Below are 13108 nucleotides of genomic sequence, written 5' to 3'. Positions count from 1 at the left end.
CTCGACGGGCGTCGTCATTCGGATGTCCGGTTCTCCGGGGGTGTGTGCGGTGGGTTCGGGGCCTGCGGGCGGGGAGGCGGCGGGGGGCGGGCTCGCCGCAGGCAGGGAAGCGGCGGGGGGCGGGCTCGCCGCGGGCGGGGAGGTGACCGTGACCGCCGGGGGCTCCGGTTCGGTGGCCGCGGGCGTGATCGGGCAGCTGCACCGGCATGTGCATCTCGCCCCGCGCGGCGAGGTGGTGTGGCCGCACACGGTGGGGGTCGTGCCGCCGCGGGCGGGCGCGTTCCAGGACCGGGCCGAGCGGGCGCGGCTGCGGCAGGCGGTGGCGGGCGGCGGCACCGCGGTGCTGTGCCAGGTGCTGACGGGCATGGGCGGGGTCGGCAAGACGCAACTGGCCGCCGATTTCGCCCGGGAGGAGCGGGGCCGCGCGGAGGGTGCCGAGCTGCTGGTGTGGGTGACGGCGACCGGCCGGGACGCGGTGGTCGCCGCCTTCGCGCAGGCCGGTACGGAGGTGTGCGGGGCGGATCCGGCGGACCCGCGGCAGGCGGCCGGGAGGTTCCTGGCGTGGCTGGAGGCGGGTCACCGGCGGTGGCTGGTCGTCCTGGACGACGTCGCCGACCCCAACGACCTGACGGGGCTGTGGCCGCCGGCCGTCCCGGCGGGGCGGACGGTGCTCACGACCCGGCGGCGGGACGCGGCCCTCGCGCGCGGCGACCGGCGGCTGGTGGAGGTCGGCGTCTTCACTCCGCGGGAGGCCGTGGCGTATCTGGACGCGGCGCTCGGCGCCGCCGGACGTACCGGATCCGCGGACGAACTCGCCTCCCTGGCAGCCGACTTGGGCTGCCTGCCGCTGGCGCTGTCGCAGGCGGCGGCGTACATCGTGGACGCCGGGATCCGGGTGGGCGCGTACCGCGAGCGGCTGGCGCGGCAGGTCCGCACGCTGGCCGACCTCAGCCCGGACGCGCTGCCGGACGACCAGGCGCACACCATGGCGGCGGCGTGGAGCCTGTCCGTGGAGTACGCCGACCAGCTCCGCCCCGCCGGGCTCGCCCGCCCCATGCTGGAGCTGACCGCCTTCCTCGCACCCGACGGCATCCCGGCGGCGGTCCTCACCGACCCGCACGCGCTGGACTACCTTGCCGAGCAGGCCCGTTCGGGGGCGCCGGCACCGGAGGCGGGAGCGCCCGAGGTGACAGCCGAGGACGCAGAGGACGCGCTGCGGGCGCTGCACCGCGTCAGCCTCCTCACCGCGCCGGGGGCGGAGGAGGACGGGGCCGAGCGGCGGGTCCGCGTCCACCAGGTCGTCCAGCGCGCGACGCGGGAGGCCCTGCCGCGGGAGGAGTACGGGAGAGCCGCCGACGCGGCGGCCGACGCGCTGCGGGCGGCCTGGCCGAAGGTCGAGCGGGACACCGCCCTGGCCCAGGCCCTGCGCAACTGCGCCGCCGCGCTGATGTCCTGCACGGACGACTCCGGGTGCCTGTACGGATCCGGCGCCAACTCGGTGTTCTTCCGGGCCGGCACGAGCTGGGGCGAGGCGGGCCAACCCGGCGCGGCCGCCGCGTACTTCCGGCACCTCGCGGAGACGGCCGCCCGCCACATCGGCGCCGACCACCGCCACACCCTGGTCGCCCGCCACAACGAGGCCTTCTGGCGCGGCGAGGCCGGCGACCCGAGCGGCGCCGCCGGGCAGTTCACCGCGGTCGCCGCCGCCATGGAGCGCGCCCTCGGGCCCGAGCACCCCAACCTCCTCACCGCGCGCCACAACATCGCCCGCTGCCGGGGGCTGGCGGGCGACGCGGCGGGCGCCGTGGCGGCCTTCACCGCCCTCGTGGCCGACCACGTCCGCGTCCTGGGGCCCGACCACCCCAGCACGCTCGTCGTGCGCGACCAGCACGCCGAGTGGCGCGGGATCGCGGCCGACACGGCGGGCGCCGTCGAGCTGTTCACCGAACTGCTCGCCGACCGGCTGCGCATCCTCGGCCCCGACCACCCCATGACGCTCGCCACCCGCAACAACCTCGCGCGCTGGCAGGGGCACGCGGGCGATCCGGCCCGGGCCGCCGGGAGCCTCGCCGAGATCGCCGCCGACCACGTACGCGTCATGGGCCCGGACAGCCCCTTCACCCTCAACGCCCGCCACAACCACGCCCATTGGGTGGGCCACGCGGGAGACCCCGCGGGCGCCGTCGAGGCCTACGTCGCGCTGCTCGCCGACCGGCTGCGCATCCTGGGCCCGGACCACCCGGACACCCTCGCGACGCGCCACAACCTCGCCCAGTGGCAGGGCAGGGCGGGGGACACGGCGGGCGCGGTGGCGGCCTTCGCCGACGTTCTGCACGGCCGCCTGCGGGTGCTGGGCCCCGACCACCCCGACACCCTCACCACCCGCAGCTACCTCGCCCGCTGGCGGGGGCGCGCGGGCGACCCGCGGGAAGCCGTCGAGGCCTACACCGAGTTGCTCGCCGACCGGCTGCGCATCCACGGACCCGACCACCCCATGACCCTCGTCACCCGCGACAGCCTCGCGATCTGGCGGGGGCGTGCGGGCGACCCGGCGGGCGCCGCGGAAGCTCTCGCCGAACTACTCGCCGACCGCGTCCGGCTGTTCGGTTCCGACCACCCGGAGACAGCGACCACCCGCAAGTTCCTCGCCCACTGGCGCAGGCGGGCCGCGGCCGCGGACGGCGGCTGACCCTCCCCGGCGCGGTTCCGTCCCCGAGGTGTCAGGGTGCGGGCTCGGCGGCCGAGTCGGGCGGGACGGGCTCGCCCGAGACGAGGACGCGGTAGTGGTTCTCCTCCCGGTAGCGCACCGGGAGCGTCCACCCCGCCTTGGGCAGGTCGGTGATCGGGAAGGTGTGGTCGGTCTCGACCTCGAAGGCCTCGCCGTCCGGCGGTGTCACGGCGAGGGTCAGGTCCAGCCGGACCATCCCGTCCCGCAGGAAGTTGCGCGGGGCGACCTTCACGATCTCGGCGGTCGCCGCGACCCCCCGGGTCATGATCCGGTGGCGGCTCGCGCTGTCGCCCGCCGCGAAGGCGATCCCGATCAGCATGACCGCGCCGATGCCGCCGAAGATGAAGTAGGCGGGTGTGTTGTCGATATGACCGGTGCAGTTCCCCTGGTGGCAGTTGGCGGCCAGTTGAGCGAGCATCGCGTCCCCCCTCGTTCGCGTCCCCGCACCATCATGGCCCTCCTCCGGCACGCCGTGTACGCCCTTCGGCCCGGCCCCCGCGAGCGGGGCCGGGCCGAAGGGCGTGCCGGGTCGGAAGGGGGCGGGCTCAGCAGGCCCCGAGGTCCTGCCAGACACCCCATTCGCCGGTGGTGCCGGGCTCCTCGCCCTGCGTCCACCACTTGGCCTGCCAGTTGTGGCCCTTCCAGGAGACCTGGTTGCCGCCGGTGTAGATCGCGGACGAACTCCACGAGGAGACGGTGCAGTTGCCGCTGCCGCCGGTCGTCGAACCGCCGGTCGTGGTGCCGCCGTTGGTGGTCCCGGCGGTGGTCCCGCCGTTCGTCGTCCCGCCGTTGGTGGTGCCGCCGCTCGTACCGCCCGAACCGCCCGCGTACTTCAGGAAGATGTCGGTGAACTGCAGCGTGCTCTGGCTGATCTGGCTGCACGTGGACAGGGAGTTGGCGCCGCCGCCGCACGCCTGGTCGCGGGTCACGGCCCAGAAGGCGAGGCGGCCGACGTCGTGCTGCTCGGCGAAGGACTCGACGGTCTGGGCGTCGGCGAGGGTGAAGGTGGAGCCGTCGTCGTTCTTGCCGATCATCGGCGTGATGCCGAGGTTGGCGTAGCCGTAGCTCGAGTCGACGGACTGCATCTGGCCCAGCGTGGCCTGGGCCGCGGCGACCGAGCCCTGGCCCATCTCGGTGCCCGTGCCCGAGTAGTAGTCCATCGTCATGATGTTGACGACGTCGATCTTGACGCCCGCGGTCTTGGCGGCCTTGACGATGTTGACGCCGTCGCCGGTGAGCCCGCTGGCGAGGACGGGCAGCGTCACGGAGAACTGCAGGTTCGGGTTCGACGCCTTGAGCGTCTTCATCGCCTGCATCTGGCGGGCGACGGCCGCGGTGTCGGCGATCGCGGCGCCCTCGATGTCGAAGTCCAGCTGCGTGACGCCGTAGTCGTTGATGAGCGCCTGGTAGCCCGACACGATCGAGCTCTGCGTGGAGCACGTCCAGGCGAGCGGCAGGCCGCTGGCGCCGCCGGACGAGATGATGACGGACGCGCCTTCGGACTTCGCCTTCGCGATCAGCGGGTCGGTGAAGGAGTCGTTGCCGATCGGGAGGGTGTCGCCCCAGATCTGGTTGCAGCCGGAGCCCAGCACGAAGGCCGCGGTGTAGGCCTTGAGCCCGTGGCCGGTGATGGCCTGGTCGAGCAGGCCCTCCTGGCTGTTGGACATGTCGACGTAGGGCGCGACGGCGTAGGTGCTGGTCGCCGCGGCGTTGCCGGCGGGGGCCAGGGCGAGGACGGCGCCGGCGGTCGCGAGGGTGAGCGCGGAGGCGGAAGCCACCCATTTGGCAAGGTGCATGAAAGCCCCTCGGGCGTGAAGTGGTGGGGGGGGGAGGAGGAGTTCATCTCAGGCCTGAGTTGGTACATACCAAAGCGCGCACAGGTGTACCGCGTCAAGAGGACTAGACCAACTCCCCCCGTGGACACGGCGCGGCCTTGCCCCCGTCCGCGGCAATGGGCTATTAATAAACGGACGTTCATTTACTCTTCTGGGAGGTCCCCGGTGGCACGCCCGCGCGGAGTCGAGGACGCGGCGATCCTGCGCGCGACGGCCGACGTCATGGGCAGGCTCGGCCCCGCCGGGCTCACCCTCGCCGCCGTCGCCCGCGAGGTCGGCCTCGTCCCCGCGACGCTCGTGCAGCGCTTCGGCTCCAAGCGCGGCCTGCTGCTCGCCCTCGCCGACCGCTCGGCGGCGCACGCGGGCGAAGTCGCCCGCCGCGTCACGCAGGAGCACCCCTCCGCGCTCGCCGCCCTGCGGGCGCTGACCGTCGAGTCGGTGGCCGGGATGGCGACCCCCGAGCGCTTCGCGCACCACCTGGCCTTCCTCTGCACGGACCTCGCCGACCCCGAGCTGTACGCCCGCGCGCTGGCCGTCCACGAGGCGCACCGCCAGGCCGTCTCCCAACTCCTCGCGCGGGCCGCGGAGTCGGGCGAATTGCGGCCCGGCACGGATGTCCCCGCGCTCGCCGACGCCGTACGCGCGGTCACCGCGGGCGCGGGCCTGAACTGGGCGGTGGAGCGCCGCGGCACCCTCGCGGAGCGGCTGCACCGCGACCTCGGCACCCTGCTCGCCCCGCATCTCCCCTCACCCACCACGGAGGCACGATGAAGACGACGACGCTGGCAGACCGCGTGGCCCTGGTCGCGGGCGGCACCCGCGGCGGCGGGCGCGGCATCGCGGTCCAGCTCGGCGCCGCGGGCGCGACCGTGTACGTCACCGGCCGCAGCAGCAGCGCCGCCGGGCGCTCGGCGATGGACCGCGCCGAGACGGTCGAGGAGACCGCCGCGATGGTCACCGCCGCGGGCGGCACGGGCATCGCCGTCCGCACCGACCACAGCGACCCGGACGACGTCCGCGCCCTCGTCGGCCGGATCGCCGTCGAGCAGCACGGACGGCTGGACATCCTCGTCAACTGCGTTTGGGGCGGCGACCCGTTGACCGACTGGGAGCGCCCGCTGTGGGAGCAGGACCTCGACACGGGCCTGCGGCTGCTGCGGCAGGCGGTGGAGACCCATGTGATCACCAGCCGCTACGCCCTCCCGATGCTCGTCGCCCGCGGCAGCGGCCTCGTCGTGGAGGTCACCGACGGCAACACCGCCCGCTACCGCGGCTCGTTCTTCTACGACCTCGCCAAGTCGGCCGTCATCCGCCTCGCTGTCGCCCAGGCCGCCGAACTGCGCCCGCACGGTGTCGCGGCGCTGGCGATCACCCCGGGCTTCCTCCGCTCGGAGGCGATGCTCGAAGGCTTCGGCGTGACGGAGGCCAACTGGCGCGAAGGCGCCGCGAAGGACCCCCACTTCGCCTACTCCGAGAGCCCCGCCTACCTCGGCCGCGCGGTCGCCGCGCTCGCCGCGGACCCGGACGTGATGTCCAAGTCCGGCCGCGCACTGGCCACATGGGGCCTGTACGAGGAGTACGGCTTCACGGACGCGGACGGCACGCAGCCGGACTGGGCCGCGCACTGGGCCTCCGAGATGGAGCCCGAACACGGCGCGCTGGGAGCGGAGTTGTGAGGCGGGGGCTCACTCCTCGGGCCGGAGGATCTCGAGGGACGCGCGGACCGCGCGGGTCGGCTCGGCGTCGGGGCCGTCGAGATGCTCATGGTCCCGCAGGAGTCGGGTCAGGTCGCTGACGGCGCCGGGCGTGTCACCCGCCTTGCCCCGGCAGAGGGCCAGTTCGTGGCGGACGTCGAGGGTCACCGGATGCTCGGCGTCAAGAGCGTGGGCGCAGTCGCCGTGCAGCGCGGCGAGGGCCGTGAGCGCGCCGAACGTGTCGCCCGCCCTGCCGCGGGCGACCGCCAGGCGCAGCCGGACGGCGAGGGTGTCCGGGTGGTCGGGTCCTGGCACCCGGGCGGAGCGGGCTGCCAGGTCGGACAGGGCGACGAGGGCGGCGATGTCACCGGCGGGGTGCTTCGTGTACAGCTCGGCCGTGTAGGAGAGGACCCGCCGGGTGCTGCGGTGGTCCGCGCCGAAGACCCGCTCGGTGTCGGCGAGCAGGTCCGCGCACGCGTCGGCGAATGCGGCCCGGTCCCCCGGCAGCAGCTTCAGGGCGGAGACCCCGAGCACGTAGACGCGCGTGCCCAGGGCGCCCGGGTGGTCGCGGCCGAGGAGCGCGCCCCACTCGTCCGCCAGGGCCTGGAGGGCGGCCTCGTCGGCCGTGTCCGACCCGCTGTTGTACGCCGCGAGGGCCGCCGTGACCTTGCAGTCGAGCGTCACGGGGTGCTCGGGGCCCAGCGCCCGTACCGCGTCGGCGAGCGCGCGCTCGGACAGAGCCAGCGCCTCGTCGTCCTCCCCGAGGTTGATGTGCGTGCCCGCGAGCAGGCGCAGGGCGTCGATGGTCTCGGGGTGGTCCTCGCCCGCGACGCGCCGCAGTTCGGTGTGCAGGGCCGTGGTGAGCTCCTGCGCGGTGAAGTCGTCGATACGGTCGGACGGGAGCAGCAGTTCGGCGGCTGCGGTGACGTCCTCGCCCACGAGCGCGGCCTCGGGGCTCCAGCCGAGGCTCGCGCCGACGATCACCGCCACCGTGGCCAGGGTGTCGGCGTGGTCCGGGCCCAGCAGCTCCGCCCTGTCACGGAGCACGGAGGCGAGTTCGGCGCGCGGGCCGGGCGCGTCCCAGCCGATCGCCGACAACTGCGCGCGGGCCAGGTGGTGGCGGGTGGTGAGCACGTCGGCCGGGTCGGCCCCGGGCGCCTGCCGCTGCTGTTCGAGGACTGCCGCCAACTGCTCCGCGGCGCCGAAGTCGTCACCCCGCGCGGCCTGCCAACGGGCCGCCTGCGCAAGGGCCTTCAGCACGTCGGGGTGGTCCTTGCCCAAGGTCCTGGAAGCCCGCCAGGCCGTGGAGCGCAGGTGCAGCTGGGCCTTCTCGCACCGGCCCCAGGCGCCCAGGCTCTCCCCGTACCGGAAGACGAGGGGGTGGATGCGGCCGCGCAGGTCGAGAATGTTCCGGCCGTCGATCCTGCTCCCGGTGTATTCCAGGGCGTGGACGGCGTTCCACAGCGACCGGGCCTGCCGCATCCCCCGTTCGACGTCCGGCCAGGCCGCGGCCACCGCGTCCCGCAGCGCACGCGGAAGCGGCCACCTTTCCGGGCCGTGCCGCCTCGGCGCGCCTTGCCGGCCTGCCTGGCGGACCGGCCTGCTGATCCGCACCAGCCGGACTGCCCCGTGCTCCTCCAGGTCGACCACGCCCGTGGCGTCCAGGGCGTGCAGGGCTGCCCGGACCTCAGCCTCGTCGACCGGCGGCGACGGAGTCACCAGACGGTGCACCCCGGGCATCGGGGCCGGATCCTGTGTCTCCCGAGTGGCCCACCGCCTGCCGACTTCCACCTGCTGCCGCGCGGCCTGCGTGAAGAGGACGTCCTCCAGGCAGCCTTCGTTGTCCAGCAGCGCGATCAGGGCGAGCACCGCCCGCACCGTGCCGGCCGGCCCCAGGGCCGCGGCGGCCTCGACGGACCGCTCGACGGGCGTGGGTGGTGCGCCGGTCCCGCCGGAGGCGGTGCCGGCGCGGGCGCCGAGGCGCGTGTCGAGGTACGTGTCGAGGGGGAGGCCGCCGTTCGCGATCTCCTTGGCCCAGTCGAAGACGGAGTCGGACGCGCCCGCCTGCTCGACGGCCCGGCGGGCGGCCGGGTTCAGCTCCAGCGCGCGCTCCAGGTACGCGAGGATCTCGTCGTAGGTGAACGGCCGTATCCGCACCACCCGCGGGCTCCCCGCGCCCTCGAAGTCCGCGCGGCTGCTGGTCACGAGCACGCGCCCGCCGGGGCTCGCGGGCGGCCAGAGGCCCGCGAGGTGTGCGGGGTCGGTCACACCGTCGAGGACGACGAGCCACGGGTGCGGCTGGGTGCCACCGGCCGGGCGGAGCCAGTTGAGGAAGGCCTGCGCGCCGTCCGCCACGTCGGCGTACGTGCGGCCCAGCAGATCCTGGCCCGCGCGGGCGTACGCGGACAGGACCGCCTCGCGCGAGGACGCGTCGGCCCACAGCAGCAGGTGCAGTTCGCCGCTGTCCCAGGCCGACTCCGCCTGGCGCGCGGCCAGTTGCGTCTTGCCGGTGCCGAACATGCCCGCCAGCACGAGGGAGTCGCCGCCTTCGATCCCCGGGATGTCCCGCTCCTGGAAGGGCGAGGCGAGCGCCGGCACCCGCCCGATGCGGTACGGGAGCCGGACCGCGGTCTGTGTGAGTTGGTAGTTGTTGACGATGTGCGCCTGCCCGACGGCGGCGCCGCTGCCCTGGTTCTCGACGCGGATGTCCCGCCCGGCGTGCACGCCGCCGCCTCCGGCGGGGGGTTCGGGCGCGCGGGGGTCGCCCGGGGCGGCTCCCGCGGCCCCCGCGTGCCCGACCGGTGTCGAGGCGTCGGCCTCCACCGCCGCGTCGGGCGCGTCGCCCGTACGGGCCGCGTACCTGCCGGTGCCGTCAGCCGCCGCGCCCGCGGGTGCGGCGGCGGACCCGGAGCCGTTCCCGGCGGCCGGCGGCGCGGCGGCCCCGGGGCGTACCGCCTCCTCGTGGCCGCCGGGCGGCTCCGCCTGGTCCACGCGCTCGGCGAGGGTCCGGGCGTGGCGGGACGCCAGGAGACTGGCGACGGCCACCGGGCCCATGGCGGTGGCGATCGCCAATTCGCGCACGGTCGCCTTGACGGCCCCGCGCGCCCGGGGCGGGGGCCCGGCCTCGCCGGAGGCGGAGGCGTCCGGCGCGGGCTCGGGCTCGGGCCGCTCGGACGGAGGGTCCGGCACGGGCTCGGGCCGCTCGGACGGACGCTCCGGCGCGGGCTCGGCGTGCTCGGTCGGAGGGTGCGGGGGGATCGGGCTCGTGGGTGCCGGAGCGCTCAGCCCTGGGATGCGTCCGGCGTCGGAGGGGGGTTGACGCCCACGTGGACGTCGCCGCGGATGACGGCCGCGGCGACGGAGTGGGGGGCCGCCGTGTGGACGTGCACGTCCCCGCCCGCCACGAGGGAGCCGTCCGTCGCGCTCATCTGCACGGGGGCGGCGGGGAGTTCGGCGAGCAGTGCCCGCAACTCGTCCGCCGCCGAGGCGCGTTCGCCGTCGTCGAGGTCTTCGAGCACGTCCCGGATGCGGTTCGTCCAGACCACGCCGACCCGTCCCCGTACGGCCTCCAACTCGGCGCCGGGGGCGGATTCCAGCTCCGCCGCGGCTGTGTCGAGGCGTTCGAGCGTCGCCGTCTCCCGGCGGTCGCTGCCGCGCCCGAACCAGCGGGCCAGCCGGGCCCGCAGCTCCGTCCAGGCGTCCGTACCCGCAGCGGTCACGACCGCCGCGCCCCCCGAAGCCGCGAGCGCGGCAAGTGCTTGCTCCAGCATGAACACCCCTGTGCGCGATGGCCCTTTCCCCGAAGGTAGCTCTTCCCGGGCGGCCCCGGGAGCGCCTTGCGCCAGGCGGTCCGCGCCGGGACACGCCCTACGCGTGCGGCTCCCGGACGCGGCGCGGCGGCGGGGCCGGGCGCCCCTCGGCGGCCCAGGCACGCAGCGAGCGGGCCCGGACGTGGCCGAAGTAGGTGCGGGGAGCGCGGAAGTAGGACCAGGGCGCCGCGCCCGCGTAGCCGTCGGCGGCGCGGAAGTGGACGACGGCCTCCGCGTGGCGGTCGGCGTGGGCGAGCGCGTACGCGAGGGTGAGGTGGACGCGGGGCGCGAGCAGGTGCCCGGCCGGGGCCGCCTCGACCGCGTCGATCGCGGCGTCGATCGCGGCCCGCCCGCTCGTCGTCCTCCAGCGGTGGTTCTCGTCCTCGTCGCCGGTGCGGCGCTCGTAGATCTCGTGCAGGCGCAGCACCTCCAGCAGGGTGCCGGCGGGCGCGGAGGCGGCCGCCTGCTCGGCGAAGCCGCGGGCGAGGTCGTCGGAGCCGCGCCACTTGGCGCACCAGAACTGGAGGGCGGCGAGGTGCCCGGTGAGGTTGTGCGGGTCGCACGCGGTGATCTCCGCCCACAGTTCCCGGAAGCGCTCGTGGGACCAGCCCTGGCCGTAGGCGACCGGTATCTGCGCGACGAGCGGCGCCGGGTCGCCGGGGGCGCGGCGGGCGGCCTCCTTGAGGGCGGGCAGGGCGCGGTCCAGCTGGACGGCGAAGTTCTCGAACTGGTCGCGGGTGGTGTTCTTGGCCAGGCCGCTGCCGCGGGCCTGCCACGCCTTGTGGACGAGGGCGTCGCCGTGCACGAGCGCGGCGCCCGCGTCGTCGGGCCGGGCGGTGCGCCAGGCGGTCAGCCAGCCGTCCGCGCGCGCGGCCTCCTCGCCGAGCAGGCGGGTGCGGCGGCTGCGCTCGTCCCAGGAGGTGTCGGTGCCGGGGGCGCCGCTGCCGTCGGCGTGCGCGAGGAAGTCCGCGGCGGGCTGCCAGTCCCCGGCGCGGACGGCCTTGAGGGCGGCGTCGCCCGCCGGGTCGGGCGCGGCGCGCTCGGTGTCGGTCCGCCGGGCGGGTGTGAGCCCGAACTTGCGGGCGGGGTCGCGCGGGACGCGGAGCTTGTTGCGGTTCCGCGCGAGCACGGAGAGGACGACGACCGTGACGAACGGTGCGATGGGGATCATCGGGACCTTCGGGTGGGCCTGGTGGCGCCAGGAGTGCTGTATACGGGGCGGGAACGGTGGGAATCAGCGGCATCGGCCGTACTGCCGGATTTCACCGGGGCAGCACCGGCCGGTCCGCGTACGTCCCGCGGCGGAGCGGCATCGTATCCGACCCCGGGAGGCGGAGAACAGCAGGTCGCGGGCGATTTCGAAGAGTTGGCCGAAGGGTTGCGCGGACCCGCCCGCAGGGGCTCGGAGGCAGGCCCGTACGATGTCGTGCCGGAGCCGAAAGTTTCGAGACGTTTCCGTAGTGCGGCCGCTCGGCGGTCGCGTGCCACGCGCGCCCCGCGCGTCCCGTACACCTCTCGACCCAACCGACGCCGCTGCGTGTCCGACCGGTCCCGCGACGTGGTCGGGGAGGGGTTACCACGGGGCAATGTGACGGCAGTTTTACCGCGTCGGCCATTGACTGCACGTCACCGAAATCGTACGTTCCTCGGCACGTAAACTTTCGCTAGTTTCCCCGATCGGGTCGGAAAAGTCCGGGTCCCGAAGGAGTGTGTACGCACCATGAAGCGCCTCGTGTCCCTGCGGGCGACGGCCGCGGTGGCCACCGTGACCGTGCTCGCCCTGACCGCGTCCGCGTGCGGCGGTATCGGTGGCGGTGCCTCGGGGAGCGGCGGCCCGGTGACCGTGTGGACGCTGTCGAACGACGCGCTCAACCCGCTCCAGCAGCAGTCGATCACGGCCTACAACGCCCGGCAGAAGGCGAAGGTCACCCTCAAGACCTTCGACAACGACCCGTACAAGGAGAAGCTCAAGACCTCGCTCGGCTCCTCCGACTCCCCCGACATCTTCCTCAACTGGGGCGGCGGCAATCTGTCGGAGTACGTGAAGGCCGGCCATGTCGCCGACCTCTCGGGCAGGCTGAGCACCGACTTCAAGAACGAGTTCCTGCCCAGCGTGCTGGCCGGCGGCACGGTCGACGGCAAGGTCTACGCCGTGCCGATGGAGGGCGTGCAGCCCGTCGCGCTCTTCTACAACAAGGACGTCTTCGAGAAGGCCGGCATCGACGCCCCGCCGGCCACCTGGAAGGCGCTCCTCGACGACGTCGACAAGATCAAGGCCGAGGGCATCACCCCGATCGCCCTGGCCGGCTCGCAGTCCTGGACCGAGCTGATGTGGCTGGAGTACCTGCTGGACCGCGTCGGCGGCCCGCAGGCCTTCCAGGGCATCGAGGCGGGCAAGGCCGGCGCCTGGGACAACGCGGCGGTCAAGACGTCCCTGGGCATGATCAGCGACCTCGTCGACCGCGGCGCTTTCGGCAAGAAGTTCGACAACGTCAACCAGGACGCCGGCGGCACCAACGCGCTGCTCTCGCAGGGCAAGGCGGGCATGCTGCTGATGGGCTCGTGGGAATACGCCGACATGCTCGCCGCCGCCCCGAAGTTCGTGAACGCGGGCAAGCTCGGTTTCACGACCTTCCCGACCGTCGCGGGCGGTGTCGGCGACCCGGCCAACGTCGTCGGCAACCCGTCCAACTACTTCTCGGTGACGGAGACTTCCGACAACAAGTCGGGGGCGGTCGACTTCCTGACCAAGACCCTCGACCGGCCCTCCTACATCGCCGACCTGCTCTCCATAGGCCATGTCCCGGCCATCGCCGGTATCAAGGGCCAGCTGATGGGCGGCGTCAACCCGGAATACACCGGATTCATCTACGACATGGTCGCCAACGCCCCGACCTTCACCCAGTCCTGGGACCAGGCGCTCGACCCGGACACGTCGGTGCTGATGCTGGCGAATCTGCAGAAGCTCTTCAACAAGCAGATGACGCCCGACGAATTCGTCCACTCGATGGACTCCGCCCGCTGACTTTCCCCTTACCACCC

Annotated in this window: 9 protein-coding genes; 4 read left to right on the top strand and 5 right to left on the bottom strand. The window is 74.5% G+C overall.

Going from position 1 to position 13108, the window contains the following annotated elements:
• Positions 1-148 precede the first annotated feature (148 nt).
• The gene (locus ACH4SL_RS02260; RefSeq protein ID WP_398441422.1) at positions 149-2689 is read left to right on the top strand and encodes a tetratricopeptide repeat protein; all 2541 of its coding nucleotides are present in this window, start codon (positions 149-151) and stop codon (positions 2687-2689) included.
• 31 nt (positions 2690-2720) lie between these two features.
• On the opposite strand, the gene ACH4SL_RS02255 is transcribed toward ACH4SL_RS02260, so the two are convergent.
• Together ACH4SL_RS02255 and ACH4SL_RS02250 are read right to left on the bottom strand one after the other, a co-directional pair.
• The gene (locus ACH4SL_RS02255) at positions 2721-3146 is read right to left on the bottom strand and encodes a hypothetical protein (protein ID WP_398441421.1); all 426 of its coding nucleotides are present in this window, start codon (positions 3144-3146) and stop codon (positions 2721-2723) included.
• Positions 3147-3273: 127 nt separating this feature from the next.
• Positions 3274-4524: a chitinase gene (locus ACH4SL_RS02250; protein WP_398441419.1), complete on the bottom strand. Its 1251-nt coding sequence runs from the start codon at positions 4522-4524 to the stop codon at positions 3274-3276.
• A 204-nt stretch (positions 4525-4728) separates the two neighbouring features.
• Between ACH4SL_RS02250 and ACH4SL_RS02245 the strand changes: the two genes are divergently transcribed.
• Positions 4729-5334: a TetR/AcrR family transcriptional regulator gene (locus ACH4SL_RS02245; protein WP_398441418.1), complete on the top strand. Its 606-nt coding sequence runs from the start codon at positions 4729-4731 to the stop codon at positions 5332-5334.
• Positions 5331-6239, top strand: a complete 909-nt coding sequence (locus ACH4SL_RS02240; RefSeq protein WP_398441417.1) for an SDR family oxidoreductase — start codon at positions 5331-5333, stop codon at positions 6237-6239. Before ACH4SL_RS02245 ends, ACH4SL_RS02240 begins: the two co-directional genes overlap by 4 nt.
• Before the next feature lie 9 nt (positions 6240-6248).
• On the opposite strand, the gene ACH4SL_RS02235 is transcribed toward ACH4SL_RS02240, so the two are convergent.
• The 3 genes from ACH4SL_RS02235 to ACH4SL_RS02225 all read right to left on the bottom strand — a co-directional run bounded on the left by ACH4SL_RS02235 (position 6249) and on the right by ACH4SL_RS02225 (position 11237).
• Positions 6249-9446, bottom strand: a complete 3198-nt coding sequence (locus tag ACH4SL_RS02235; RefSeq protein ID WP_398441415.1) for a tetratricopeptide repeat protein — start codon at positions 9444-9446, stop codon at positions 6249-6251.
• 92 nt (positions 9447-9538) lie between these two features.
• Positions 9539-10027: a hypothetical protein gene (locus ACH4SL_RS02230; protein WP_398441413.1), complete on the bottom strand. Its 489-nt coding sequence runs from the start codon at positions 10025-10027 to the stop codon at positions 9539-9541.
• 97 nt (positions 10028-10124) lie between these two features.
• Positions 10125-11237, bottom strand: a complete 1113-nt coding sequence (locus tag ACH4SL_RS02225; RefSeq protein WP_398441411.1) for a hypothetical protein — start codon at positions 11235-11237, stop codon at positions 10125-10127.
• A 549-nt stretch (positions 11238-11786) separates the two neighbouring features.
• Between ACH4SL_RS02225 and ACH4SL_RS02220 the strand changes: the two genes are divergently transcribed.
• Complete coding sequence (locus tag ACH4SL_RS02220; protein ID WP_398441410.1) at positions 11787-13091, top strand: extracellular solute-binding protein; 1305 nt, start codon at positions 11787-11789, stop codon at positions 13089-13091.
• Positions 13092-13108 lie beyond the last annotated feature (17 nt).

It is taken from the genome of Streptomyces sp. NPDC021020, from assembly GCF_044333285.1.
Lineage (GTDB): Bacteria > Actinomycetota > Actinomycetes > Streptomycetales > Streptomycetaceae > Actinacidiphila.
The sequence above is the reverse complement of the archived record's forward strand: the minus strand, read 5'-3'. Positions and strand labels throughout refer to the sequence as shown.

Bases quoted from the DNA above. Each gene is read 5' to 3' on its own strand.
- ACH4SL_RS02255 (WP_398441421.1), bottom strand. From the start codon at position 3,146: ATGCTCGCTCAACTGGCCGCCAACTGCCACCAGGGGAACTGCACCGGT.
- ACH4SL_RS02250 (WP_398441419.1), bottom strand. From the start codon at position 4,524: ATGCACCTTGCCAAATGGGTGGCTTCCGCCTCCGCGCTCACCCTCGCG.
- ACH4SL_RS02240 (WP_398441417.1), top strand. From the start codon at position 5,331: ATGAAGACGACGACGCTGGCAGACCGCGTGGCCCTGGTCGCGGGCGGC.
- ACH4SL_RS02230 (WP_398441413.1), bottom strand. From the start codon at position 10,027: ATGCTGGAGCAAGCACTTGCCGCGCTCGCGGCTTCGGGGGGCGCGGCG.
- ACH4SL_RS02225 (WP_398441411.1), bottom strand. From the start codon at position 11,237: ATGATCCCCATCGCACCGTTCGTCACGGTCGTCGTCCTCTCCGTGCTC.
- ACH4SL_RS02220 (WP_398441410.1), top strand. From the start codon at position 11,787: ATGAAGCGCCTCGTGTCCCTGCGGGCGACGGCCGCGGTGGCCACCGTG.